The sequence below is a fragment of the Kitasatospora sp. NPDC032121 genome, from assembly GCF_055580145.1.
Genome location: NZ_JBVILX010000006.1, coordinates 1 through 25,112, shown reverse-complemented (window position 1 = coordinate 25,112; position 25,112 = coordinate 1). Strand labels below are relative to the sequence as shown.

The following is a 25,112-nucleotide window of genomic DNA, read 5'->3' as shown; positions in this document are numbered from 1 at the left end:
CTGTGACCACCGTCAACGACCCCCAGACCGGCACCGGGCACGCCGCCTGGCAGCTCGCGCCGGTCGTCGTGCTCCGCCAGGCCGGCTTCCCGATGGAGCTGCTCGCGCCCCTGGCGGACCCGGCCGCCGCCGAGGAGGCCCACGCACTCGTCGCCCGCGGCCGTCGACTGCGGGAGCTGGCCGAGGAGTTGAAGGCCGTCCTGCGCCGGCACCCGGTGCCCGGCGCCGCCCGGCTGTCCTCCACGGCCGGCTTCCTGCTGCCCGTCCCCGGGCCCGCACTGGCCGCCGCGGCCGCCGCCGTACCCGCCGACGCCGCCACCGTCCTGCACGCCTACCAGGACGCCGCCCGGCACTTCGCCGAGGAACAGGAGCGCTTCTCCGCCCGGCACCGGGACCGCCTCGACCGGGCCGGGGCCGCCGTGGTCGAGGCCTTCGCCGACGAGCGGCTGCGGCAGGTCCTGCTGCTCTCCAACGACTCCGCCTACCCCACCTTCTCGACCTGGCTCGACGGCCACGACGGCGGGACGGGCCGGCGCACCCGCAAGATGACCGACCTGCTGACCATGTACCTCCAGCGGGTCACCACCAAGAACGAGACCCACTCGCACTTCGGCCCCTTCACCCCCGGCCGCCTGGGCACCGCCCCCGGCATCGCCTGGTCCGGTGAACGGGAGCTGGACCGGCGGGCGCTGTTCAGCCACTGGGCCGCCGAGCGGCTCGCCCGGAGCGCCGCCGCCGTTCCCGGCCTGCTCGACCACGCCCGGCCCCGGCGCCGCCCGCTGTCCTTCCTGCGCGACGGGAGGATCGACCTCTACGCCTTCACCACCCGCGACGGCCTGGACACCGACTGGGACTTCCGGCACCTCGGCGGGCGGCCGGTGGAACCGTACGAGGCCTGGCTGTGGCGGCACTGCGACGGCGAACGCACCCTGCGCGAACTGCGGCAGGCCTGGCAGGACGAGCTGCGCTGCCCCGCCCCGTTCGACCGGGTGCTCGCCGCACTCGCCGACCACGAATGGGTGGTCGTCGAGTTCGAGATCCCGATCGGCGACCACCGCCCGCTGGCCGCCCTGCGCGAGCAACTGCTCGCCGCCCCCGCCGACCTGGCCGCCCCGCTGCTCACCGCGATCGACGGCTTCGAGGCGGACCTGACCCGCTTCGCCCGGCTGCCGCTGCCCGAACGCGCGGCCGCGCTCGCCGCCACCAAGGCCCGGTTCGAGCAGCTGACCGGCGGCCCCGCGAACCGCAACAGCGGCCTGCACTACGCCGACCGCAGCATCCTGTTCGAGGAGGCGCGCGGCCGGCCGGCCGACCTGACCGTCGGCCCGGACCTCGCCCGCTTCATCACCGACGAGCTGGCCGTCGTGTACGAGACCGTGCTGGCCGGCCCGCGCCTGCGGATGCGGCGCGAACTGGTCGTCCTCACCCGGTGGGTGGCCGAACGGTTCGGCCCCGGGGTGGAGATCCCGCTCGACCTGCTCTACGCCGAGTTCTTCCGCGACCGGGACGCCATCGCCCGGGAGTGCCTCGCCGTCGAGGCCGAACTCGCCGAACTCGACCGGGCGATCGGCGCGGCCCTGCTCGGCGAGGCCGCGACGGACCCGGACCGCTCCGAGGTCGTGGTGGACCGGGAGCGGGTGGCGGCCGTCCTCGCCGCGCGGCCCGGCGGCCCGCCGGCGCTCTGCGACCCGGACATCCTGTTCGCCGCGCGGAGCCGGGAGGACCTGGCCGAGGGCCGGTTCACCGCCGTCATCGGCGACTGCCACGCGGTGCGCGAGGTCATCACCCACACCAGCTTCGGCCCGCTGGTCCAGGAGCACGTCCCCGAGCTGCTCCCCGAGGTGTACCGCGGCTACCGGTCCCTGCTCGCGGACGACGAGGTGCTCGCCAACCTGTCCCGCGGCCACCCCGACAAGTCCTCCACCCAACTCGTCTACCCCTGCCACGACCTGGAGGTCTACGGCCGCTCCGGGCAGTCCCGCGACCGGGTGCTGCAGCCCTCCCAGCTGTACCTGGTGCTGCGCGGCGACCGGCTGGAACTGCGCGCCCACGGCGTCGCCGGCCGGCTGCGCCTGATGGCGCCCCCGGCCGGCGGTCCGAGCATCCGGCAGGACCCGCTCTCCCCGTTCGCCTTTCCCCGGCACTTCGGCGGCGCCGGGCTGGACGCGCCCGAGCTGGCGCACATCCCGCGGATCCGCTGCGGCCGGGTCGTGCTGCAGCGCGAGACCTGGCGGATCCCCGCCGACCGGCTGCGCGACACCGGCGCCCTCGGCCGGCAGAAGGGCCGGGACGACGCCGCCCGGTTCGTCGCCGCCTGCCGGCTGCGCGCCGAGCACCGGCTGCCCCGGCACGTCTTCGTCAAGGTCCCCGGCGAGCCCAAGCCGGTCTACGTCGACTGGGACTCCCCGCTGCTGGTACGGCAGTTGGTCCGGCTGGCCGGCGGGACCGACGGCACCCTGGAGGTCTCCGAGATGCTGCCCGCCCCCGACCAGCGCTGGCTGGAGGTGGACGGCCACCGGTACACCAGCGAACTGCGCTGCGCCGTCTTCTCACCGGGGGACGGCCTCGCGACGGCGGACGGCCCCGCGACGGCGGACGGCCCCGAGGCCGGGGACGGTCGGCGGTCGGAGCCGCGCGGGTGAGCACCGACACCGCCGTCCGTCCGAACTCCGGCTACCGCCGCGTCCTCGGCGCCGCCGCCTCCTCCGCCGTCGGCGACGGCATGCGCTTCGCCGCGCTGCCGCTGCTGTCCGCCGCGGTGCTGCACGACGCCTTCCGGGTGTCCGCGGTCACCGCGGCGACCACGCTGCCCTGGCTGTTCTTCGCGCTGCCCGCCGGGGCGTACGCCGACCGCTTCGAGCGCCGGCGGCTGATGGTCCTCGCCGACCTGCTGCGCGCCGTGGTGCTGGTCCTCACCACCGTGCTGCTCGCCGCCGGCCGGCTGGGCTTCTGGCCGCTGGTCACCGCCGCGTTCCTGCTGGGCGTCGGCGAGGTGCTGTTCGACTGCGCGTCCTTCGCGCTGCTGCCGGGCGTCGTGCCCAAGGAGCGGCTGGAGTCGGCGAACGGCCGGCTCTTCGCCGTCCAGACGGCCGGGCGCGACCTGCTCGGGCAGGTGGTCGGCGGCGTGCTGTTCACGGTGGGCCGGGCCGTGCCGCTGCTGCTGGACGCGCTCTCCTTCCTCGTCTCCGCGGTGCTGCTGCGCGGCGTACGCGCGCCCGAGCCCGAACCCGGCCCCGCCCCGGCCGCCGGTGGGCCGCGCCTGCCGGCCGACATCCGCGAGGGCGTCGCGTTCGTCCTCCGCGACCGCCTGCTGCGCGCCCTGACCGTCTGCGCCGGCGTCGTCAACGCCGTCTACCTGGGCCAGATCGCCGTCCTCGTCATCCTGGTGCGCGACGTGCTGGAGCTCCCGGACTCCGCGTACGGGGCGCTGCTGGCCGCCGGGGCGGTCGGCGGCGTGGCCGGCGGCGCCGTCGCGAGTCGGCTGACCAGGGCGATCGGCCGGGCCCCGGCGCTGGTCGGCAACCTGGTCCTGACGGGCGCCGCCGGCCTGGCGGTGGCCGCCACCGACCGGGTCGCCGTCGTCGCCGTCGCCTACTGCCTGGCCGGTTTCGCCCTGATGGTCTGGAACGTCGTCGCCGTCTCGCTGCGCCAGACGATCATCCCGGACCGGATGCTCGGCCGGGCCACCGGCGTCTACCGGCTGTTCGCCTGGGGCACGATGCCCCTCGGCGCGCTGGTCTTCGGCCGGGTGAGCGCCTCGGCGGGACCGCGCGCCGCCTTCGCCCTCGGCGGCGCCGTCACCCTGCTGACCTGCCTGCCGATCGCCTGCACCCTGCTGCGGGACGGCAGGATGAGCGACCGTCACGAGACACCGGAGGACGCCCCATGAGCGAACGCTTCGCCGCGCTGGACCGACTGGCCGAACAGTGGGGCCTCAGCGGCCTCGAACTCGTCGGCAAGGGACTGGAGTTCACCGTGTTCCGGGCCCGGGCGCGGGACGGCGCACCAGTCGCCGTCCGGCTCGCGCACCGCCGCTTCGACTCCAACGCCAACGACCCGCACGTGGACACCCGCGCCCTGCTCGTCCAGGAGCACGCCATCGCCCGGCACCTGGCCGAGCACGGCCTGCCCGTCGCCCGGGTCCGGGAGCTGGTCCTCGCCGACGACCCGAACTCCCCCGACGTGCTGCTCTCCGACTACGTCCCCGACGACGGCTCCCCGCTCGACTCCCACGCCCTCGGGGAGCTCCTCGCCCGGCTCCACCGGGTGCCCCCGCCGCCGCTGCGCCCCGTCGCCGCCGAGGGCGGCACCACCGCCGAGGCCCTCGCAGCCCGGATAGGCCGCCGCTGGGCCGAACTCGCCCGCCGCGTCGACGACTGGCCCGCGCCCCCGGCCCCCGGGCTCCTCGCCCGCCACCTCTCCCCGCTCACCGGGAACAGCCTCCTCCACCTCGACGTCCGCAGCTCCAACATCCGCCGCCACCAGGGCCGCACCACCGCCCTCCTCGACTGGTCGAACGCCCTGCTCGGCACCCCCGCCCTGGAGTTCGGCCGCCTCGCCGAATACGCCCGCTACCCGGAGAACGACCTCGACCTCACCGCCCTGCGCGCCGGCTACGCCACCCTCGCCCCCGTCCCCGCCGAGGACGACCCCTGCCTCCTCGCCTGCCGCCTGGACGCCGCCCTGATGCTCGCCCTGGTCTTCCTCTCCGAAGCCCCCGACCCCGCCCTCGCCCCCGCCGCCACCGCCCACGCCCGCGACCTGGCCCTGCGCCTCAGCCGCTCCTGACCGCGGTCCACGCGAAACGCCCGGCCGGGAGGCCCCGGCCGGGCGTTCGCGCCACACTCCCCGGGCGGATGCGCCCACGGCAAGTCGTCGGCGGGCGGGAAAACCGGCGGTGCAGCTTGCTGCCACCGTGACGGGCTGTCCTCGGGCGCGCCGCGGGGTCATGCTGACCCTGGGCCCGTCGACACCGCGGCCGCCGAGCAGCCGGGTGAGGGAACCGCCATGACCATCGAGAGCACCGCGATCGTCGCCCCGGCACCCGCCGCGGCGCCGGTCCGCCGGGGCGTGCGGCACCTGGTGCACTGCCCTCCCTCGTGGGACCGCTACCTGCTCGCGGCCCCCGCCACCGGCGAGGACCGCTTCCTGCTCACCGGCGACATGCCCGGCGACCACCCGCTGTTCAACGACGGGCCCGGCCAGTTCCACGACCCGCTGGTGGTCGCCGAAGCCCTCCAGGAGACCGGCGAGTTCATCGGCCGCCAGTACTTCGGCATCGCCGCCGACCGGCCCGGACTCTACCAGCGGTTCGGCCTGCGGCTCACCGACCTCGCCGCCTGGCGCACCGGCCCCGACCCGGCCCGGATGACCGTCGAACTGTGGGCCGCCCCCACCGGCACCGCGTCCGGGGCGCCGTCCGGGCTGGACCTGCGGCTGGACGTCTCACTGGACGACGTGCCGTGCGCGACCGGCGCCGCGGCCCTCGCCTTCGCCCCGGCCACCCGCGGCGGCCCCGGCTGGCCGCTGCGGGCCGCCTGGCCGGCCCCTGCCGTGCGGCCGGTCACCCCGGCCGAGGTCGGCCGGCTCGACCCGGCCAACGTGGTCGTCGCCGAACCGACCCCGGCGCCCAGCGGCCGGCTCAGCACCTGGGTGCTGCCCAGCCGGCAGAACCCGGCGCTCGGCGCCGCCGCCGGCGGACGGCTGTCCGGCACGCTGCTGCTGGAGGCCGTACGGCAGTGCGCGGTGCTGACCGCCGGACGGGCCGTCGGGCTGGTGCCCGAGCGGTCCGTGCCGGCCGGCTGCGAGATCCGCTTCCACGGCCGGCCCAGATCCGCCTCGCCGCTGCGCTGCGCGGCCGTCCCCGGGGCCCTCGACCGGGACGCGGCCGGCCGGCCCGCCGTCCCGGTCACCGTCACCCTGGTCCAGGACCGGGTGACCGTCGGGGAGGCCCGGACGCTCGTCGTCCAGGACTTCTGAGGGGGACGGACTCCACGGGGGACGGACGAGGTGGCAGACGGGGGCGTCGCCGCGGGGAGCGGGTGACGGGCGGAGCAGACAGGGGGCAGGGGTGAGGTTCCGGATCCTGGGACCGATGGAGATCGAGGGGGACGGGGGACCTGCGGTACCGCTCACCCCGGGGCCCCCGAAGGTGCGGACCGTCCTGGGCACCCTGCTGGTGCAGGCCAACCAGGTCGTGACGGTCGACACCCTGGTGGCCGAGCTGTGGCGGGACGCGCCGCCGCGCACCGTCAGCACCACGCTCCAGGTCTACATCTCCCAGCTGCGCAAGCTGCTGGACGCCGCCGACCCCGGGCGCGGACGCGACCTCCTGCTCACCCACGCCCGCGGCTACCGGCTCGCCGTCGAGGACGACGGGCTCGACCTGGCCGCCCTGGAGGACCTGCACCGCCGCGGCCGGGAGGCCCTGGCCGCGGGCGACCACCGCGACGCCGCCGACCTCTACCGCAGGGCCGCGGCCCTGCGGCGCGGCCCGCTGCTCTCCGACACCCCGCACGGCCCGCTGCTGGAGTCCGTCGCCACCCAGCTCGCCGAGGCCGAGAGCACCGCCCTCGCCCACCGGATCCACGCCGACCTGCAACTCGGCCGGCACCACGAACTGATCGGCGAACTGCGCACGCTCACCGCGCGGTACCCGCTGCGCGAGGAGCTGCACGAGCACCTGCTGCTCGCCCTCTACCGAGCCGGCCGGCAGGCCGAGGCCCTTCAGGCCTTCGCCGCGCTGCGCACCCACCTGGTCGCCGAACTCGGCGTCGAACCCGGCCCGTCGGTGCAGCGGCTGCACGGGCGGATCCTCACCGGCGACCCCGGGCTGCTGCGCACCCCGGAGCCGGCGGCGGGCGGCCCCGCCACACCGCGCGGGCCGGCCGCCGAGCCGCCCGACGTCCGGGCCGGCACCGCGCTGCCCGCCGCCGACCCGGCCTTCACCGGCCGTGGGCCCGCCCTGGCCCTGGTCGAGGAGTTCCTGCGGAACGCACCCGCCGGCACGTTCGTCGCGATCGCCGGCCAGCCCGGGGTGGGCAAGACCGCCCTCGCCCTGGAAGCCGCCCACCGCAGCGGGCCCGCCTTCCCCGACGGCCGGCTCTTCCTCGACCTCCAGCCCGAGCCCGGCCGGCCGCTGGGCGCGGTCGAGGCGGTCACCGCCCTGCTGCGCCGGCTCGGGGTCCGGCCGGCCGCCGGCGCCGGCGCCGGCGAGCTCCTGGACACCTGGCAGCAGGAACTGACCGGGCGCCGGCTGCTGCTGGTGCTGGACAACGTCGACTCCGAGGCGCAGCTGCGCCCGCTGCTGCCCGGCACCCCGGGCAGCGCCGCGATCGTCACCGGCCGCCGGCTGCCGGTGGGGCTCGGCGGGATCCGGCCGGTGGTGCTGGACGTGCCCGATCCGGCCGAGTCCCGGCGGCTGTTCGCCGCGGTGGCGGGCCACGGGCGGGAGGCGGCCGAGCCGGAGGCCGTCACCGAGTTGCTGGAGCTGTGCGGCCACCTGCCGCTCGCCGTCCGGATCGCCGGGGCCCAGCTGACGGCCCGTCCGCACTGGAGCGCGGCCACGCTGGTGGAGCGGCTGCGCGAGGAGCGGACCCGGCTCGGCGAGCTGCGGATCGGCGGGCTCGACGCGCGGGCCGCGCTGGTACGCGCGTACCGCGACGCCGGGCCGGTGCTGCGGTGGGCGTTCCGGCTGCTCGGGCTGCTGCCGGCCGGGCCGTTCGGGCCGGCCGCGGCGGACGCCGTGCTGGGGCTGCCGCGCTCGGAGACCACCCGGCTGCTGGACGAACTGGTCGACGACCGGCTGCTGGTGGCGGGCCCCGAACAGGGGCGCTACCGGCTGCCGGAGCTGCTGCGGGTGCTGGCCGTGGAACGGCTGGCGGACGAGGAGGGGCCCGCCGAGGCCGCGGCCGCCGTGGAGCGGCTCTGCACGGAGTACGCCCGGGCCGCCACCCAGGTCACCGCCGTGCTGACGCACGGCCTGTCGGCCGACGGCGCCCGGTGGGACACCGCCCAGCTGCGGCCCTCCGACTGGTTCACCCGGGAACGTGACGCGCTGGTCCGGGCCGTCCGGCAGGCCCACGGGTACGGCCGCTGGGCCGCGGTGGTACGGCTCGCGGGCGCGCTGCGCGGCCACCTCGAGGCGCACGCCGACTGGGCTGCCTGGGCGCGGACGCACACCCTCGCCCTCGACGCGGCCCGCCGCTGTGGCGACCGCGCCGCCGAGGGTCGCATGCTCCGCTCGCTCGGTGACCTCGCCTGGGAGCAGCGGCGCCCGGCCCAGGCCGAGGAGCACTACGAGCTGGCCCGGCGGATCACGGAGGAGACCGGCGACCGCGCCGAACTCGCCCTCACTCTGGTGGGGCTGGCCGAACTCCGTTGCGACAGCGGCGAGTTCGGTGCGGCGGCGGAGCTGCTCGCGGCCGCCCCCGACGTCGCCGAGCCGCGCCCCCGGTTCGAGGTGCGGCGCGCGCTGGCCCTGCTGGCCCTGGCGGGCGAGGACCACCTCGGCGCCCTCGCCCACTTCACCGCCTGCCGCGACCTCGCCCTCGCCCTGCACGACCGGCGCCTGGAGTCCTTCGCCCAGCGCGCGATCCACGCGCTGCACGGCGACCGGCCGGCCGCGGCCCGGCCCGTCGAGTTCCGCCCCGGCGTCTGGCGCCTTCCCCGGCCGGCCCCGTACGTCCTGCGCTGACCGGCCGGGGCAGGGACCGGGGCAGGACGACGCGGCCGGGCCGGACGACGGTGGTCGTCCGGCCCGGCCGCGCACAGGGGTCAGAACAGCCGGGGCCCGGGAGTCACACCCGGCCGCCGGAGCCGAGCAGGTGCATCTCGGCGGCCAGTTCCTGACGGCGGGTGATGTTGAGCTTCCGGTAGATCCGGGTCAGGTGCTGCTCGACGGTGCTGACGGTGATGTAGAGCTTGGCCGCGATCTCCCGGTTGGTGTGGCCGTACACCGCGAGCATGGCCACCCGCTTCTCGGAGTCGCTGAGCCTGGCCTCCACCTCGACCTGGCCGCCGGCGCAGCGGCCGTTGTCCTCGGCGTCGCCGCCGGGCGGCAGGTCGAGGCCGGGGGCGATCTGCTCGCGCAGGGCGTCCGCGCCGCACTCCTTGGCGAGCTGCCAGGCGCGCCGGTTGACCATGTTGGCCCGGCCGGAGTCGCCGTTCTCCTTCAGCACCCACGCGAAGTCGACCAGGGTGCGGGCGAGTTCGTAGCGGTCCTCGGAGTCCCGCAGCTCGTCGACCGCGCGGGCGAGCAGGGCGTGCCGCTCGCGGGGGTCGCTGAGGGCGGCCCGGACCCGCAGGGTGAGGCCGGAGATCCACGGGTGGGCGGCGTCGCGGAAGGCGAGCTGGTCGGTGATCAGTCGGGCGGCCTGCTGGGGCTCGCCGAGCTGGATCAGCGCCTCCGCCGCACCGGTGCGCCAGGGGGCGAGCAGCGGCCGGTCGAGCCCCCACCGCTTGAGGGTGCGGCCGATCTCCAGGAAGTCGCCGAGCGCCGCGTGGAAGCGGTGGGTCGCGAGGTGGTACTGGCCGCGGGCCCGCAGGTAGCGGATGCCGTGGATGCTGGTGCCGAGCCCTTCGGGCAGCGGCCGGCTGAGTTCGCGGGCGGCCGTGTCGTGGCGGCCGGCGGCGGTGGCCGCGCGGATCAGGACGGAGGCCACTCCCCCGGCGAACACGCTGCCGCCGCGTTCGGGCAGCAGGTCCAGGGCCGCCTCGGCGTGCTCCCTGGCACCGGCGAGGTCGCCCTGGCGGAGCAGGGCGTCGGCGTACAGGGCGGTGAAGGTGGACTGCCACCCGGGGGCGCCGCGCCGGACGGCCTCCTCCATGAAGACCTGGCACCAGGGCAGCGCGCGGGCCGGTCCGTCGACGCACAGCAGGGCCCGGATGGCCTGCACGATGGGGGCCGCGGTGCCGCCGCCGAGGGTGGCGCCGCGCAGGAACATCTCGGCCGCGGCGACGGTCGCGCCGCCCGCCGAGTACTCGGGGACGGCCCACAGCCCGGCGGGGGCGCAGGGCCTGACCAGCAGGGGTGCGCCGGGGGCGGCCGGCTCGGCCGCGGCCCCGCTCTCGGCCGGGGTCGGGCCGCCGCCCCACCACGGGAAGGCGGAGAGGCCGTCCAGCGGGTCGCCGCCGCGGCCGAAGCGGACGGGGTGGGCGGGCGGGACGGCCTGCTCGGCGTCCCGGTCGGTGGTGAAGCGGTCCAGCACCTCGGCCGCCTCGTCGATGCGGCCCTGCTCGGTGAGCAGCCGGGCGAGCGGCCCGAGCCTGGCCTGGCCGAGCCGGCCGGCCCGCAGGGTCTCCAGCGGCCCGGCGAGGTCGCGCTCGGCGGCGCTGGGGTTGGTGCGCCAGGTGATCCCGGCGAGCATGGTGCGGAAGTGGTTGCGCTGCTCCTCGTCGACCCGGCCCCGGTGGGCGAGTTCGAGGCAGGCGGCGGCCCGGTCGGTGTCGCCGTCGGCGAGCAGCTGCTCGGCGGCGGTGGAGAGCACCGCGACCGCCCAGGGCAGGTCGGTGGAGCCGACGCACAGGAGCTGGGCGGCGACGGCGGCGGTGGGGGCGCCGTCCCGGTAGAGGAGTTCGGCGGCCCGCCGGTGCAGGTCGGCGCGGTCCCGCGGGTCCATCCGGTCCAGCACCGCCTGGCGGGCGACCGGGTGGTGGAAGCGGTGGCCGTCGAGGATGCCGGCGGCGGTGAGCGCGGCGGTGTCGCGGCCGACCGTGCCGGCGGTGCTGTCGAGCATCCGGACGGCGAGGTCGTCCGAGGCGTGCTCGCCGAGGACCGCGGTCACCTCGGCGAGCCGGCGGGCGGCCGGTCCGCAGCGGCGCAGGCAGGCCAGGACGGCCTGGGTGAAGGCGCGGCCGGGCTCGGGGGCCCGTCCGCCGACGCGGTACTCCTCGACCAGGGCGCGGAGCAGCAGCGGGTTGCCGCCGGCCACCTCGGCGGGCGGCCGGCCGCCGGCCGGGGCGTCGCGGAGTTCGGCGGCGACCAGCCGGGCCACCGCGTCGGGGCGCAGCCGCTCGGCCCTGATCCGGACGAAGTTGCGGGTGCGCAGCAGCTCGGTGCCGTAGCGGTCTTCCCCGGACTTGTGCAGCGACTCGGTGCAGGCCAGCAGGACCCGGGCGGAGCGGGTGCGGCGGACCAGGTGGAGCAGGTAGCGGCAGGACAGCTCGTCGATGTGGTGCAGGTCGTCGACGCAGATCACCACCGGCGCGGCCTCGGCGAGGCGGTGCACCGCGGCGCACAGCGCCTGCATCACGTCGGTCCGGTCCGGGTCCGCGGCGTGCGCCGGATCGGGCAGGGCCCCGGCCGGGGCGGCCGCCAGCAGCTGGCCGACGACGCCGAGCTCGAGGTCGCGCTCCACCGCGGTGCCGATGGCGCGCAGCACCACCGCCCCGGCGGTGGCGGCCCGCTCGGCGAGGGTTTCCAGGAGTTCGCTCTTTCCGCAGCCGACGGCTCCCTCGATCAGTACGATCCCGGGAATTCCCCGTACGCATTCGTCGAGGGCCGAATCCAACAGATCCAGTTCTCGCTCACGATCGATCAACACTCTTGTCATCCCCCGGTTTCTTCGGTACCGCAGAACCAATCCCGTATGGCGGCGGGGAAAAGCACGGCCCCGTGCTGGGAAGCCCTGGAAAACCGTGCCGGCGGAGTGTCGGCCGACCGGTCTTCACCCCGATCCGCCCGGTGTCGGCTCAGACGGCCCGAATTCTCACCGGGGCGGCCTGGGCGGCGTCCCCGGGGCCGGTGTGGTGGCGGCCGACGCCCCAGCGGTCGTCCATCGCGAGGACGTCGTGGCGGCCGGCGCCCCAGCGGTCGTCCATCTGCCCGATGTGGGAGAACCTGGCCAGACCCCAGCGGTCGTCCGCGGTGAGCTCGGCGCCGAGGCCCGGGGTGTGCCCGTGAGTGAGCAGGGGGGCGATCACGGCCGCCAGGAGGACGGTGGGGGCGAGAACCCTGGCCCGGATCGTTGAAATCTTCACGGCTTTCCCCTTGAGCAGTATTGAGCGGGCGTCAGTACGCCCCGATCCCGCGACCGCCCCGCAGCCTGGCGTCGCTCGGGCCCTACTCTGCCGCTTCCCGAGGCCCCCGTCCGAGTGGATCTCGATGGCGTAAAGTTGCATGGCAGGAACTTCGCAAACACCGACGGGGGGACACCGGGTGTTCGGACACCAACCTGTCCAGTCCGGCTTCGCAGAGCTGGACGATCTCAGCGCCCTGGCCTACGGCCACGCCGTCGAGTCCGGCCGGTTCGACCGGGCCGCCATCGCTGCGCGGCTGGAGCTCGAGGACGAGGCCGAGGTCGACCGCATCGAGCAGGTCCTGAAGGTGATGCGCCTGCTCCAGCCCCGGCCGGGCGATCCGAGCGTGCTCGTCCCGGTCAGCCCGGACGTCGCCGCCGCCGACCTGGTCGGGCCCGCCGAGCACCACATCCGGGACCTCAAGCAGGCGGTCACCGACGTGCGCAGCAAGCTGCTGTCGCTGACGCCGCTGTACTACGAGGGCCGGCGGCTGCGGAACCGGGTCGAGGCCTTCGACGTGGTCAACGACGTCGACACGATCCAGAACATGCTCGACCAGCTCGGCCAGACCTGCCGCAAGGAGGTGCTGACCGTCCAGCCCGGCGGCGGCCGCCCCGCCACCCTGCTGCCCGCCGCCCGCCGGTCGGCGGAGGGGATGCTGGGGCGCGGGGTGCGGATGCGCACCATCTATCAGCACACCGCCCGCTGCGACCTGGCGACCAAGTCGTACGTCCGGGACGTCACCGCGCTCGGCGCCGAGGTCCGCACCGCGGACCAGGTGATCGACCGGATGCTCGTCTACGACCGGGAGACGGTCTTCCTGCCCGCGCGCGTCGCGGGCGAGGCGACCATGGGCGCGGCGATCGTCCGCGAGCCGACCCTGGTGGCCTTCGTGTGCGCGGTCTTCGAGCACCTGTGGGAGAGCGCCAGCCCGTTCGTGGCGGACACCCCGAAGGCCGTCCCGAGCACCGACGAGCTCAAGCTGTCGATCATCCGGCTGATGGCCCGCGGCCACAAGGACGAGATGGTGGCCCGCCGGCTCGGCATGTCGGTGCGCACCTGCCGGCGTCACATCTCGGAGATCACCGAGGAACTGGACGCGGCCAGCCGGTTCCAGGCGGGTTACAACGTGGCGCTGGCACGGTTGTTGGAGAGCGAGTCCGCGCTCGTCGCGCCGCAGGACGGCGAGCCGGTCTAGGTCGAGGGTCGTGGGGCGGGTTCCGGGGCGGGTTCCGGGGAGCATCGTCCCTCACCCCCGGCCCGGACGGGGCTCGTAGAGCGCGGCGCTGACGTAGTGTCCGCTGTCCAGCTCGAAGGTGCGGAAGGCCCACTCGCGGTGGCTCCCGGCGCTGCCGTCGGGGCGTTCGACCCGCACCGGGCTGTCGTCCGGGCCGAAGCCGAACTCGGTGAAGTCGAAGGACCGGCCCGGCCCGAGGGCCTTGCGGTAGGCCTCCTTGCGGTTCCACAGCCGTACCAGGGCCGGGTTGCGCTGCTCCTCGGGCCGGGCGGCGAGGGCGACCAGCTCGTACGGGGTGCACAGGTGGCGGTCCAGGCCCTGCGGGTACAGCTGGCGCTCGGCGCTCTCGACGTCCACGCCGATCAGGCCGCGGGTGGTCAGGCCGACCAGCAGCAGGTCCTCGGACAGGCTCAGACCGACGTCGAGCCGGTCGTGGCCGCGCAGGTAGGGACGGCCGGTGGGGCCGTAGACGAGTTCCGCGCCGTCCGGGTCGCCGTCGAACAGGGTGCCCGCCGCGCGCCGCAGCAACTCCCGCGAGGCGGCGTAGCGGTGGACCACGTCGGGGCCGGCCAGGCCCAGGTAGCGCGACCAGTCCCGGCCGAGTGAGCAGGTCGACGCCCCGTCGGCCGAGGGGCGCGTCCCCAGTCGGGCGAGCCGGGTGTAGATCAGCACGGTGCCGTGGTCGGACAGGTCCGCCCTCGCCCGGTTCCACGCGTCGCCGCCGGAGTCCACCTCGATCGGGTCGCCGACCGGCGGGTCGAGCGTGGAGGTCCCCGGCTGTGTCATGCCTTCTCACTCCAGAACTGTGGGGATTTCCCCGGAGGTCGCCCACTCCGGGGTCGTACGCGGAACAAGCCGGAAGTCGATCGTCCCATCCGGCACCGCGAGCTCCTGTGCGGGGCTTGCGAGTTCGGGCGGCGCGCCCGAACTATCCGGTTCAACGGATAGGCAACCCACGGTCGTTCACGGATCGAGACGGAAATGGCCACGTCTTTGCCTACATCACACCAGGCTTTTACCTTGTGCGAAACCCCTCGCCTGTGACACCTCGGCGGCCCGCCCCCCGGACACCCCTCCAGCATGACCGACGCCGCTAAAGCACCGCTAGGGCCCGGGCCTAGGGCCTGGTCCCGTCGAGGTAGGCCAGGACGGCCAGCACCCGGCGGTTCTCGCCCTCGGAGACGCCGAGGTTGAGCTTGGCGAAGATGTTCGAGGTGTGCTTGCTGACGGCCCCCTCGCTGAAGTGCAGGCGCTGGGCGATCGCGGCGTTCGACAGGCCCTCGGCCATCAGCGCCAGCACGTCCCGCTCGCGCGGGGTGAGCAGGGCCAGCGGCTGGTCGTAGGCGTTGCGGGCGAGCAGCCGGGAGATCACCTGCGGGTCCATCACGGTGCCGCCGGCCGCCACGGTGTGCACCGCGTCGACGAACTGGTCGGCCTTGGACACCCGGTCCTTGAGCAGGTAGCCGACACCGCCGACGCCGTCCGCGATCAGCTCGCGCGCGTACAGCTGCTCGACGTGCTGGGAGAGCACCAGCACGGGCAGTCCGGGCTGCTCCCGGCGAGCGGCCAGCACCACCTGGAGCCCCTCGTCGGTGAAGGTGGGCGGCAGCCGGACGTCCACCACCGCGATGTCGGGCCGGTGCTCCGCGAGGGCCGCGGCCAGCTCCGGGCCGCTCTCCACCGCCGCGACGATGTCGTGCCCGTGGGCACGCAGCAGCAGGGCCAGTCCATCCCTCAGGAGGACGAGGTCCTCGGCGAGGACAACACGCACGGTAGCTCCATGATCAGCCGGGTCGGCCCCCCTGGGGGGCTGCTCAGCGTGAGCGTACCGTCGAAGGCCGCCAGCCTGCGCTGGATGCCCCGCAGGCCGCTGCCCTGGCCCGGGTCCGCCCCGCCCTGCCCGTCGTCGGTCACCTCGGCCCGCAACAGCCCGGCGGCGTGCGACAGTTCGACGGTCGCGGCGCGGGCCCCGCCGTGCTTGACGGCGTTGGTCAGCGCCTCGCTGACGGCGAAGTAGACCGCGGACTCGACCGGCGACTCGGCCCGGCCCGGCAGGTCGGCCAGGACCTCGACCCGCAGCGGCACGTCCAGCGCCAGCGCGCGCACCCCCTCGACCAGTCCGCGCTCGGCGAGCACCGGCGGGTGGATGCCGCGGACCAGGTCACGCAGCTCCTGCAGGGCCTGGGTGACGTTCTCCTGCGCCTCCGTCACCACCTGCCTGGCACAGGCGGGATCGCGGTCGATCAGCGCCGCGACCGCGCCCAGCCGCAGGCTCACCGCGACCAGCCGGGCCTGGGCCCCGTCGTGCAGGTCGCGTTCGATCCGGCGCAGCTCGGCGGCCTGGGCCTCGGTGGCGTCCAGGCGGATCTCGGTCAGCTGCTCGACCCGCCGGGCGAGCCGGGAGCGTTCGGTGGGGCCGAGCAGGGCGCGCGTCCAGTGGCCGTACAGCCACAGCGACGGCTCCGCGAGGGCCAGGCCGGCGAGGGTCAGCGCGAGACCGAGCACGGGCGCCAGCGCGCCGCCCAGCGGCAGCAGTTCGTAGCCGGGGCCGGGCGGCAGCAGCGGCTGGGCGAGCCCGTACAGGCCGTAGCCGGTCAGCAGCGGAGCGGCGAGCGCGATCACGCCGCCGACCAGCGGGTTGAGCAGCACCCACAGCGCGTCCCGCCAGGTCGCCGGGTCGTTCCACAGCCAGCGGACGGTGCGCGAGATGCCCGCGAACCAGCGGCTCTTGTGGTAGTCGTGGCCGGTCCAGAACCAGCCGTGCAGGGTGCGCTCCAGCGCCGGGCGCGGCGAGTACGGCGACGGGACGGGCACCTGCGACCAGTGGCCGGCCACCCAGCGGGCGCGCTCGGCGGCCGCCCGGACCAGCCTGGTCGCGGCCGGGAAGAGCGGGAAGACGCCCAGGCAGCACCAGAGCAGGAAGCCGACCAGGGACACCGCCAGCAGCAGCGCCGCCACCGGGGTCAGGAGGGTCAGGACGACGAGGCGGCCGAGCGCACGCGCGGCCCGGCGCAGGGCCCGCGCCGCGTCGGTCGGCGCGGCCTCACTCGGCTCCACGGCCGCTCGGGACTGCGTGCTGGTCACGGCACCTCCGGTGCGGGGTCGGGCGGGGCCGCCGGGCGGGCGGCCGTGCTGGTCATGATCCCAGCCCGGCGCGGCGGGCACGGGACGCGGCACGGCCCGCCCTGACGGGGGTCCAGGGCGGGCCGGGCCGGGCGGTCGGTCCTGATCAGCGGACCGCCGCCCGCTCTCGCGGCGCCTCGGTGGGCCGGGGCGCCTCGTGGTCGGGGGTGCCGGGCCGGTTGGCCCGCACCAGCAGGTAGACGGTCCAGAAGCAGACCAGGCCGAGCACCATGAAGGCCGCCGCCACCGGGATCTGCAGGGCCGACGGGGCGTACAGGGCGACGAACCAGGACCGGGTCGGCACGCCGAAGGCCGACAGGCAGAGCGCCACCGCCCCCTGCGGGGCGAAGCTCAGGATGCCGAGCGTGATCAGGGTGCCGACGGCCGCGGCACGGCCACCGGAGAGGTCGCCCAGACCGCCGGCCTCGGAGGCCGAGCCGTCCTCGGCCTCGGACTTCGCCGCCTCGGGCGCCCGGCGGACGCCCTTGCGCATCACGTCGAGCAGCTCGGGCCCGCGGTTCTCCAGCCGGCGCTGGGCCGCCCGGCCCAGGCCCCAGGCGTACAGCAGGCCGGTGGCCACGCCGGCCACCACGCCGGCCCAGCGCAGCGGCGCGCTGTCCAGCACCGTGCCTGCCACCACCACGCCCACGGCGGGCAGGGCGCAGAACAGCTGGAACAGCAGCACCACCAGGGTCTGCAGGCGGACCTGGTCGCCGCTCTCGTCGTTGAAGCCGTCCAGCGGGTTGCCGCCCGGCCGGTCGGGGAACGGCGCGGCGCCGAGCACCGACATCAGCGGGATGAGGCCGGCCGCGCCGCCGAGCACGGCGGGCAGGACGGCGAGCACCCACGGCCACGCCCAGCCGGCCGAGGAGACCGCGGTCAGGGCCAGGGTCAGCACCAGGGTGACCGGGGCGACGATCAGCAGCCAGGTCACCTGCCGGGCCCGGACGTCGACCCGCTCGGCGCCCGGGACGACCAGGGTCAGCCAGATCGCCCCGGCGTCCAGGCCGTACAGGTTGGCGCACAGCGCGCCGGCGAACAGCGCGGCGACCACGCCCGTCCACGGCAGCATCACCTGGAAGCCGCTGAGCAGCGGCAGCAGGCCGGTGAACACGCCCGTCCACAGGGCGATCCGCAGGAAGCGGGCCCGGCGCGGGTCACGCGCCCACAGCCGCAGTTCCTTGCCCATCACGGCGCCGCCGACGGAGTCCGGCAGCAGCCCGCCGGTGGCGCGGGCGGAGCCCTGCTGGGCCTTGCCGCCGGTGGTGCCCCGCACCAGCTGCCGGGACAGCATGGCCGCCCAGACCGCGAACAGCAGCAGGCACAGCACCGCCAGTCCGCCCAGGGCGGCGGCGACCGTCGCCCAGTCCGAGCGCCGGGCGGCGTCGACCGCGACCACGGACCAGCCCGAGGGCAGCAGCCGCACCACGGTGCCGGCGTTCGCCGCCCACTCGCCGGTGAACAGCTTGATGAAGAAGCCGATCGCGAACCAGCCGGTGTTCAGGAAGGCCACCACGAAGCCGACCACCAGCGAGGAGACCTCCCAGCCGAGGCGCGAGCGCACCACGCTGCCCAGGCCCTGCATGGTGAACTTCGCGAGCACCACCACGAACAGCAGCTGCAGCAGGGTGGCGGGGACCGCGACCAGCAGGGGCAGCAGCCCCAGGCAGGCGCCGCGGACGATCAGCACGCTGAACGCGACCAGGCCGAGCAGCGGGGTGATGCCGATGAAGCCGGCGCCCAGCAGCCCGAGGGCCAGGGTGCGCGGGCGCAGCGGCACCAGGGTGAAGTAGTCGAGCCGCAGTGTCGCGTCACCGCCGGTCAGCATCGGCCCGAGGGCCCAGCCGAGGGTCCACAGCAGCATCACCACGGCCAGCACGCCGACCCCGGCCTCCGGGGTGTCGTAGTCCACCAGGCCCAGCAGCGCGGTGCCCACCGCGACCAGGCCGCCGAACACCGCCCCGAGGATCAGGCTCGCCGCCCGGGGCCCGGACATCGACCGCCGCAGGACGGTCAGTTTCATCCCGCTCAGGACGCCAACCACGACAGCCCCTCCGCTCCTCCGGTACGGGCGCCGACCAGCTCGACGAAGACGTCCTCCAGGGTGCGGCCGGCCCGGACCTCGGGCACCGTGCCGGCGGCCACCACGCGGCCCTTGGCGATCACGCCGACGTGGTCGCAGAGCTGCTCGACCAGGGCCATCACGTGGCTGGAGAAGACCACCGAGCCGCCGGAGGCGACGAAGCGCTGGAGGATGACGCGGATGGTCGCGGCGGACACCGGGTCGACGGCCTCGAAGGGCTCGTCGAGCACCAGCAGCCGGGGGGCGTGCAGGAGGGCGGTGGCCAGGCCGATCTTCTTGCGCATGCCGGTGGAGTAGTCGATCACCAGCGTCCGCTCGGCCTCGGTCAGCTCCAGGACGGTCAGCAGCTCCTCGGCCCGGGCGTCCACCGTGCGGGCGTCCATGCCGCGCAGCCGGCCCAGGTAGTGCAGCAGCTCACGGCCGGTCAGCCGCTCGGGCAGCATCATGCCGTCGGGCAGCACCCCGACCAGGGACTTGGCGTGGACCGGGTCGCTCCAGACGTCGACCCCGAAGATCTCCGAGGTCCCCGCGTCCGGCCGCAGCAGGCCGACCGCCATCGACAGGGACGTGGTCTTGCCCGCGCCGTTGGGGCCCACCAGTCCGTAGAACGACCCGCTCGGCACGACCAGTTCGACGCCGTCCACCGCGGTGTACGCTCCGAACCGCTTGCGCAGACCCGACAGCCGCAGCGCCGGCGCCCCCTCGTCGACCGGCGGACGGGATCCCTGGCCCGCGTGCACCGTTCCTCGCACCTCTTCCTCCCACCTCACCCGCGGCCACCGCCGCCCGTCACCGCCTCGCAGCTCCGAGCGGCTCGTCAACGACAGTAGGCGGCGGCGCGGACGAGCAGAATCCACCTTCGCCCCCGTCAGGGGGTGGGTCTGGACCCACCCCTACGGAGCGTGCGCCCACGAAGGGGTCGAGGCCGCCCGGTTAGGGGTTCAGCACCACAGGATCCGCACATACCGTCCGACCGCAGGACCGTCCTGCTGACCACGCGTCGACCCGGCCGGAGGCGTACCCATGCCCACCCTGTCCGACAGCGAGCTGGACACCCAGCTGCGCACCGCCCGTGCGGCCCTGAAGTCCGTGGGCGCACTCGGCGACATCTACGCCCAGCTGCTGCTCGGCCAGGAGGACCCGTACCCGCTGTACGAGCGGATGCGACCGCGCGGGCCGCTGCAGCGCAGCATGATCGGGTCCTGGCTGGTCGTCGACCGGGCGCTGGCCGACGAGATCCTGCGCGACCGGCGCTTCGGCCGGCGCACCACCAAGGGCGAGTGGCCGGAGGGCCCGTCCGACTTCGACAACTCCTTCCTGGCGATGGACCCTCCCGAGCACACCCGGCTGCGCCGGATCGCCACCCCGGCCTTCGGGCCGCGCGCGGTGGCGGCGTTCCGGCCCGAGGTCGAGCGCGCCTGCCACGAGCTGCTGGACCGGGTCGACACCGGTGCCCCGTTCGACCTGATGGACGCCTACGCCAAGCAGGTGCCGGCCCGGGTGATCGGCGCGCTGTTCGGCATCCCCGAGCAGGAGCAGCCGCGCTTCGACGAGCTCTGCCGGGGCCTGAGCCTGGTCCTGGACGGCGTGGTCTCGCTCGCCGAGGTCAAGGAGCTGCAGGCCGCCGTGGACGGCACCAGGGAGCTGTTCACCGAGCTGCTGGAGCTGCGCCGCCGCTCCCCCGGCGACGACCTGGTGAGCCGGCTGCTGGCCGACGTGGACGCCGAGCGGCTGACCGCCGAGGAACTGGTCGCGATGTGTGGGATGCTCGCGCTGGCGGGCACCGAGACCACCGTCAACCTGATCGGCAACGGCACCCTGGCCATGCTCGGCGAGCGCGCGGTCTGGGAACGGCTGTGCGCGGACCCGGAGCTGGCGCCGCGCGCGGTCGAGGAGTCGGTGCGCTACGACACCTCGGTGCTGATGCAGAGCCGCTTCACCCACCAGGAGATCGAGATCGCCGGGCGCCGGCTGCCGGTGGACGCCCAGGTGATCATCCTCACCGGCGCCTGCAACCGCGACCCCGGCGCGTACGCCGAGCCGGACCGCTTCGACCTGGACCGCGCCGGCGAGCCGGACCACATCTCCTTCTCCAGCGGCATCCACTACTGCCTCGGCGCCCCGCTCGCCAAGCTGGAGGCGGAGGTGGCCTTCCGGGTGCTGTCGCAGCGCCTGCCGGGGCTGCGACAGGCCGGCCCGGTGCGCCGGCGGCTGTCGCCGTTCATCCGCGGCCTGCACGCCTTCCCGGTGACGGCCTCCTGACCCCGTACGCAACGCGCCGAGGCCCTGCCGGACGTCCGGCAGGGCCTCGGTGCTTCGATGCTTCGATGCTTCGGTGCTTCGCGGGTCAGTCCTTCTTCTCCGCCGTTCCTTCGATGAACTCGGCGATCTGACGCGGCGTCGGCATGGCGAAGACGTCCGCCAGGCCCAGCTTCACGCCCAGCTTCTCCTCGATCCGCTGCGCCAGTTGGGCGCCGAGCAGCGAATGCCCGCCGCTGGCGAAGAAGTTGGAGTCAGCCGAGAGGTCCGAGCGGGACAGCAGCGACGCCCAGATCGCCACCAGCGCGCCCAGCAGGCCCTCTTCCTCCTCCACCCGCGCCTCCGTTCCGGCCGCCGCGGCCCGGCCGGCGGAGGCGGCGCGCCGCTCCTCGGCGATCCGGGTCAGCCTCGGGTAGTCGACCTTCTCCGTGACGGTCTTGGGCAGTTCGTCGAGCAGCACGAAGTCGTGCGGCACGGCCGCCCTGGGGAGCCGGTCGCGGGCGTGCTCCCAGAGCCGGTCGCCGATCCCGCGGGCCGCCTCGTCCGCCTCCGCCTCGGACTGGCCCGGCTTGCGCGGCACCTCGACGAAGGCCACCAGCAGGCCGTCCGCGCTGGTGTCGCCGGCGACCACGACCGCGGCCCCCTCGGCCTCCGGGTGCTCGGCCAGCACCGCCTCGACCTCGCCGAGCTCGATCCGGTTGCCGCGCAGCTTGATCTGCCGGTCGGCCCGGCCGAGCAGCTCCAGGCTGGCGTCCGGGTTCCAGCGGGCCTGGTCGCCGGTGCGGTAGTACCGCCCGTAGCGGGGGTGCTCGCGGAACTTCTCGGCCGTCAGCTCCGGGCGTCCGTGGTACCCGAGGGTGACGCCGTCGCCCGCGATGCACAGTTCGCCGCGCACCCCGAGCGGCAGTTCCCGGCCGTCCGGGTCGGCGACGAACACCCGGGTGTTGCGGATCGGGCGTCCGACGCCGATCCGCTCCGCCGACTCCATGACGGCACCGGTGGACCACACCGTGGTCTCGGTCGGCCCGTACAGGTTGCGCAGCTCGGCGCCGGTGGCCAGCAGCCGCCGGGCCAGCGCGGGCGGCATCGGCTCGCCGCCGCAGACCAGCCGGCAGCCCGCCAGCTCCCCGCCGGCCTCGTCCAGGACGAGGCGCCAGGTGGTGGGGGTGGCCTGGATGACGTCCACCCGGTGGCGGCGCAGCACCTCGGCCAGCGCCCGGCCGTCGGTCCTCGCCGCGTCCGGGGCGACGACCAGCCGACCGCCCGCGAACAGCGGCAGGAACAGGTCCATCACCGACATGTCGAAGGCGAAGGTGGTCATCCACAGGCCGCCGTGTTCCGGCGTCAGGCGCATCTCCTCGCGGAAGTGCGCCACCAGGTTGGCCAGGTTGCCGTGGCTGACCAGGGTGCCCTTGGGGCGGCCGGTCGAGCCGGAGGTGTAGATCAGGTAGGCGCGGGTGTCCGGTGCGCCGGCGCCGTCGAGCGCGCGGGACGGGTCCGCGGCCGGGGCGTCCTCGACGGTGACCAGCGGGACGGCCGCGCGGGGCCGGCCGTCGGCCGCCGTGTCCTCGGGCAGGGTGATCCCGGGGCCGGTGACGACGGTGCGGGTGCCGGAGTCGGCCAGGGTGTCGGCGACCCGGTGGTCCGGGTGGTCCGGGTCGATCGGAAGGTAGGCTGCCCCGGCCAGCCAGATGCCGAACACGGCGGCGACCAGGTCGGGGCCGCGCCGGGCGCACAGGCCGACGATCTCGCCGGGGGTGACGCCGGACTCCCGCAGCAGCTCCCGGGTGGCGGCCGCGGCGTTCCACAACTGCCGGTAGGTGACGGTGCGTTCGCCGTCCTGGACGGCCGGGGCGTCCGGTGTCAGGGCGGCGTGGCGGGCGACGGCGGCGAGGACGGTCGGCGGGACGTCGGTGCTCCCGGTCCGGTTGGCGGCCTCGATCAGCTCGGTGTCGGTGGCGCCGCGCAGCGGGTGCTCGCCGACCGGGAGGTCCGGGTCGGCGCCGAGCGAGACCAGCAGGGCGTCGTAGCGCTCCAGCAGCCGCTCGACCTCAGTGGCGGTGTGCACGTCGGTCGAGTAGCGGCCCTTGACCCGCAGCGCGTCGCTGCCGGGGGCGACGACGAACTCCAGGTCGAACTTGCTGGTGCCGTTCTCCAGGCTGACCGCGGCGGCCTGCCGGCCGGCGATGGCGAAGGGCGCGAGTCCGCCGCCGGGCGCGTAGTTGAACAGGTGCCGGAACGCGGTGGTGCGCCAGGAGCCGCCGGTGCGGGGCAGTTCGGGCAGCATCAGGTCGATCGGGACGTCGGCGTGCGCGAGGGCGTCGAAGTAGCCCGTCCGCGCCCGGGCGACCAGCTCCCGGAAGCCGCCGCCGAGGTCGACCGGCAGGCGCAGCGGCAGCACGTTGACGTGGTAGCCGACGGCCCGGGCGGTCCGCTGGTCCCGGACGTTGACGGGGGTGCCGACCACGATGTCGGGACCGGCGCCGTGCCGGGCCAGCAGCAGGTCGAAGGCGGCCAGCAGGACGACCGCCTCCGGGGCGCGCAGCTCGCGCTGCAGCCGGGCGAGCGCGTCGGCGGCCGCCTGCGACAGCACCCGCTCGACGTAGCCGCCGGCCAGGGTCGGCTCGGTGGTCTCGTCCTCGCCGAGCCACAGGTCGAGTTCGTCGGCCCGGTAGCCGGCCAGGCCGCGGCGCCAGAACTCGACGCTCTGCGCGCTCGGGGCGGCCGACTCGACGACGGGGACCTCGGGCAGCAGCTCCGCGGGGACCGGGCGGCCGGCGAGCGCGGCGTCGTACGCGGCGGCCAGCTCCTCGAACAGGAAGGTCGCCGAGATGGTGTCGAAGACCAGGTGGTGGGCGGCGACGCAGACCACGTCGCCCGCGGGCGTGTGCAGGTGCCGCAGCCGCACCAGCGGACGGTCGGTCACCGCGAAGGCGTGCCGGGCCATGGCGGCGAGTTCCGCGTCGACGGCGTCCTCGGCGACCTGCGCGTACTCCGGCTCGAACCCGGCCTCGGCCTCCGTCAGCAGCCGGTGCAGCAGCCGGCCCTCCCGCACCTCGAAGCCGGTCCGCAGCACCCGGTGGCGGCGGACCAGCAGCCGGGCGGCCCCGGCCAGCGCGGCCGGGTCCAGCGCGGTGTCCACCCGGAAGGCGACCGCGACGGTGTTGGCCGCGGTGCCCGGGACGAGCCGGTCCATCAGCCAGAGGGCCTCCTCCTTCGGCGTGACCGCCGTCGCCGCCCGCTCCGGCTCGCCGGCGTCGTTCTTGCGTACCAGGCGTCGCATCTGTCGGCTCCCCCTAGCGCGCCGCGAGCAGGTCGGACACCGCGGCGGCGACCTCCGGCCGGCGCAGCAGCTCGTGCCGGTCGATGGCGAAGGGCAGCTCCCGCGCGCCCAGGTGCAGCCCGTCGACCGGGGTGTCGGAGCTGACCACGGTGGAGGTGCTGACGTCCGCGGCCGTGGTGACCTGCGTCGCGGCGACCAGGTAGGCGAGGTAGGAGTCGAACATGGCCATCAGCTCGGCGCGGCGGTCGGCGTCCAGGCCGACCCGCTCCAGGCCGAGGTCGCCGTACTCACGGTAGAGCGCGACCAGTGCGGCACCGACCGCGACCGGGTCGGTCTCGGTCTCCTGCATCCGGTAGCCGGCGCTCTGGGCCGCCTGGATCTCCTCGGGGGTCAGCACGCCCGTCAGCCGGTCCACCAGCTTGTGGAACTGCCAGTACATGACCAGCGGGCTGACCGGCTCGGGGTCGAACAGCACCATCACCGGGTGGTGGCCCTGGCGGGCGGCGATCCTCTCGCCGAGCGCCGAGCCGAAGATCCCGCCGACGCAGAAGCCGAGCACGCCGCGGACGACCGCGCCCACGGGCAGCGCCTCGATCCAGCGGTCGAGGTAGTCGTCGCCGCGCATGCCGGTCTCCTCGCCGGGCGCGGGCTGCATGGTCTCCCAGACCGAGTACGGCCCGTCCAGCATGGGCACCAGGTCGCCGAAGGCGGCCTCGGCCCGGCCCGGGGCAAAGAAGTCGACGGCGAGGACGAGGTCCGTCGGGTCTCCGCTGTGCAGCACCCGCCAGGGGGTGGTGTGCTCGGCCATGTTGGTTCTCCAAGAGGGAATGGAAACGGCGCGGAGTCCGCCCGTTCCTCTGCGGTCAGGCTAGGGACGGGGGTTCGCGGCGGGCACCCCTGTCGGAACCCCTACCACCCCCCGGTGCTGCGAACGGTCGGGCCGTCGCGGCGGCCCGGGGGGGGGGGGGGGGGGGGGGGGGGGGGGGGGGGGGGGGGGGGGGGGGGGGGGGGGGGGGGGGGGGGGGGGGGGGGGGGGGAGGGGGGGGGGGGGGGGGGGGGGGGGGGGGGGGGGGGGGGGGGGGGGGGGGGGGGGGGGGGGGGGGGGACAA

Annotated in this window: 16 protein-coding genes; 7 read left to right on the top strand and 9 right to left on the bottom strand. The window is 75.6% G+C overall.

Going from position 1 to position 25,112, the window contains the following annotated elements; translation table 11 throughout:
- The first annotated feature begins 2 nt into the window (after positions 1 to 2).
- The 5 genes from ACZ5OX_RS18085 (at position 3) to ACZ5OX_RS18065 (ending at position 8,695) form a co-directional block, all read left to right on the top strand.
- Positions 3 to 2,642, top strand: a complete 2,640-nt coding sequence (locus ACZ5OX_RS18085; RefSeq protein WP_465630927.1) for a lantibiotic dehydratase — start codon at positions 3 to 5, stop codon at positions 2,640 to 2,642.
- The gene (locus tag ACZ5OX_RS18080) at positions 2,639 to 3,889 is read left to right on the top strand and encodes an MFS transporter (RefSeq protein WP_465630925.1); all 1,251 of its coding nucleotides are present in this window, start codon (positions 2,639 to 2,641) and stop codon (positions 3,887 to 3,889) included. The genes ACZ5OX_RS18085 and ACZ5OX_RS18080 overlap by 4 nt, the downstream gene beginning before the upstream one ends.
- Positions 3,886 to 4,788 carry a phosphotransferase family protein gene (locus ACZ5OX_RS18075; RefSeq protein WP_465630923.1) on the top strand — a complete coding sequence of 301 codons (903 nt, stop codon included), beginning with the start codon at positions 3,886 to 3,888 and terminating at the stop codon, positions 4,786 to 4,788. The genes ACZ5OX_RS18080 and ACZ5OX_RS18075 overlap by 4 nt, the downstream gene beginning before the upstream one ends.
- A 219-nt stretch (positions 4,789 to 5,007) precedes the next feature.
- Positions 5,008 to 5,979, top strand: a complete 972-nt coding sequence (locus ACZ5OX_RS18070; protein ID WP_392872660.1) for an AfsA-related hotdog domain-containing protein — start codon at positions 5,008 to 5,010, stop codon at positions 5,977 to 5,979.
- A 115-nt stretch (positions 5,980 to 6,094) separates the two neighbouring features.
- On the top strand, positions 6,095 to 8,695 hold the full coding sequence (locus ACZ5OX_RS18065) for an AfsR/SARP family transcriptional regulator (protein WP_465630921.1): 2,601 nt from the start codon (positions 6,095 to 6,097) through the stop codon (positions 8,693 to 8,695).
- A 103-nt stretch (positions 8,696 to 8,798) separates the two neighbouring features.
- Here ACZ5OX_RS18065 and ACZ5OX_RS18060 read toward each other — a convergent pair whose 3' ends face one another.
- Together ACZ5OX_RS18060 and ACZ5OX_RS18055 are read right to left on the bottom strand one after the other, a co-directional pair.
- A complete protein-coding gene (locus ACZ5OX_RS18060) occupies positions 8,799 to 11,543 on the bottom strand; it encodes a helix-turn-helix transcriptional regulator (RefSeq protein WP_465630919.1) in 2,745 nt (914 codons plus the stop codon).
- Positions 11,544 to 11,691: 148 nt separating this feature from the next.
- On the bottom strand, positions 11,692 to 11,979 hold the full coding sequence (locus ACZ5OX_RS18055) for a hypothetical protein (RefSeq protein ID WP_465630917.1): 288 nt from the start codon (positions 11,977 to 11,979) through the stop codon (positions 11,692 to 11,694).
- A gap of 178 nt (positions 11,980 to 12,157) precedes the next feature.
- Between ACZ5OX_RS18055 and ACZ5OX_RS18050 the strand changes: the two genes are divergently transcribed.
- The gene (locus ACZ5OX_RS18050; RefSeq protein WP_449788687.1) at positions 12,158 to 13,216 is read left to right on the top strand and encodes a hypothetical protein; all 1,059 of its coding nucleotides are present in this window, start codon (positions 12,158 to 12,160) and stop codon (positions 13,214 to 13,216) included.
- Between the two features lie 51 nt (positions 13,217 to 13,267).
- Here the strand turns inward: ACZ5OX_RS18050 and ACZ5OX_RS18045 are convergent, their stop codons facing one another.
- From ACZ5OX_RS18045 to ACZ5OX_RS18025, 5 genes are all read right to left on the bottom strand, one after another.
- Positions 13,268 to 14,041: a 4'-phosphopantetheinyl transferase family protein gene (locus tag ACZ5OX_RS18045; RefSeq protein ID WP_449788688.1), complete on the bottom strand. Its 774-nt coding sequence runs from the start codon at positions 14,039 to 14,041 to the stop codon at positions 13,268 to 13,270.
- A 331-nt stretch (positions 14,042 to 14,372) separates the two neighbouring features.
- Positions 14,373 to 15,026: a LuxR C-terminal-related transcriptional regulator gene (locus tag ACZ5OX_RS18040; RefSeq protein WP_449788689.1), complete on the bottom strand. Its 654-nt coding sequence runs from the start codon at positions 15,024 to 15,026 to the stop codon at positions 14,373 to 14,375.
- Positions 14,990 to 16,339: a sensor histidine kinase gene (locus ACZ5OX_RS18035; protein WP_465630914.1), complete on the bottom strand. Its 1,350-nt coding sequence runs from the start codon at positions 16,337 to 16,339 to the stop codon at positions 14,990 to 14,992. Before ACZ5OX_RS18035 ends, ACZ5OX_RS18040 begins: the two co-directional genes overlap by 37 nt.
- 145 nt (positions 16,340 to 16,484) lie before the next feature.
- Entirely contained in the window at positions 16,485 to 18,401 is a 1,917-nt protein-coding gene (locus ACZ5OX_RS18030) for a hypothetical protein (RefSeq protein WP_465630912.1), read from the bottom strand.
- Positions 18,402 to 18,406: 5 nt separating this feature from the next.
- Complete coding sequence (locus ACZ5OX_RS18025) at positions 18,407 to 19,213, bottom strand: ABC transporter ATP-binding protein (RefSeq protein ID WP_465630910.1); 807 nt, start codon at positions 19,211 to 19,213, stop codon at positions 18,407 to 18,409.
- A 271-nt stretch (positions 19,214 to 19,484) separates the two neighbouring features.
- Here ACZ5OX_RS18025 and ACZ5OX_RS18020 point away from each other — a divergent pair, with 271 nt between their 5' ends.
- Complete coding sequence (locus ACZ5OX_RS18020; protein WP_392872689.1) at positions 19,485 to 20,723, top strand: cytochrome P450; 1,239 nt, start codon at positions 19,485 to 19,487, stop codon at positions 20,721 to 20,723.
- An 85-nt stretch (positions 20,724 to 20,808) separates the two neighbouring features.
- Here the strand turns inward: ACZ5OX_RS18020 and ACZ5OX_RS18015 are convergent, their stop codons facing one another.
- Both ACZ5OX_RS18015 and ACZ5OX_RS18010 read right to left on the bottom strand, forming a co-directional pair.
- Positions 20,809 to 24,003 (bottom strand): non-ribosomal peptide synthetase, encoded by a 3,195-nt coding sequence (locus tag ACZ5OX_RS18015; protein ID WP_465630908.1) that lies wholly within the window; start codon positions 24,001 to 24,003, stop codon positions 20,809 to 20,811.
- 13 nt (positions 24,004 to 24,016) lie between these two features.
- Complete coding sequence (locus tag ACZ5OX_RS18010; RefSeq protein ID WP_465630906.1) at positions 24,017 to 24,811, bottom strand: hypothetical protein; 795 nt, start codon at positions 24,809 to 24,811, stop codon at positions 24,017 to 24,019.
- Between the last annotated feature and the right edge of the window lie 301 nt (positions 24,812 to 25,112).

Excerpts from the sequence above, each read along its gene's own strand:
- ACZ5OX_RS18075 (WP_465630923.1), top strand. The coding sequence starts at position 3,886 with ATGAGCGAACGCTTCGCCGCGCTGGACCGACTGGCCGAACAGTGGGGC.
- ACZ5OX_RS18070 (WP_392872660.1), top strand. The coding sequence starts at position 5,008 with ATGACCATCGAGAGCACCGCGATCGTCGCCCCGGCACCCGCCGCGGCG.
- ACZ5OX_RS18065 (WP_465630921.1), top strand. The coding sequence starts at position 6,095 with ATGGAGATCGAGGGGGACGGGGGACCTGCGGTACCGCTCACCCCGGGG.
- ACZ5OX_RS18045 (WP_449788688.1), bottom strand. The coding sequence starts at position 14,041 with ATGACACAGCCGGGGACCTCCACGCTCGACCCGCCGGTCGGCGACCCG.
- ACZ5OX_RS18030 (WP_465630912.1), bottom strand. The coding sequence starts at position 18,401 with ATGAAACTGACCGTCCTGCGGCGGTCGATGTCCGGGCCCCGGGCGGCG.
- ACZ5OX_RS18020 (WP_392872689.1), top strand. The coding sequence starts at position 19,485 with ATGCCCACCCTGTCCGACAGCGAGCTGGACACCCAGCTGCGCACCGCC.
- ACZ5OX_RS18015 (WP_465630908.1), bottom strand. The coding sequence starts at position 24,003 with ATGCGACGCCTGGTACGCAAGAACGACGCCGGCGAGCCGGAGCGGGCG.
- ACZ5OX_RS18010 (WP_465630906.1), bottom strand. The coding sequence starts at position 24,811 with ATGGCCGAGCACACCACCCCCTGGCGGGTGCTGCACAGCGGAGACCCG.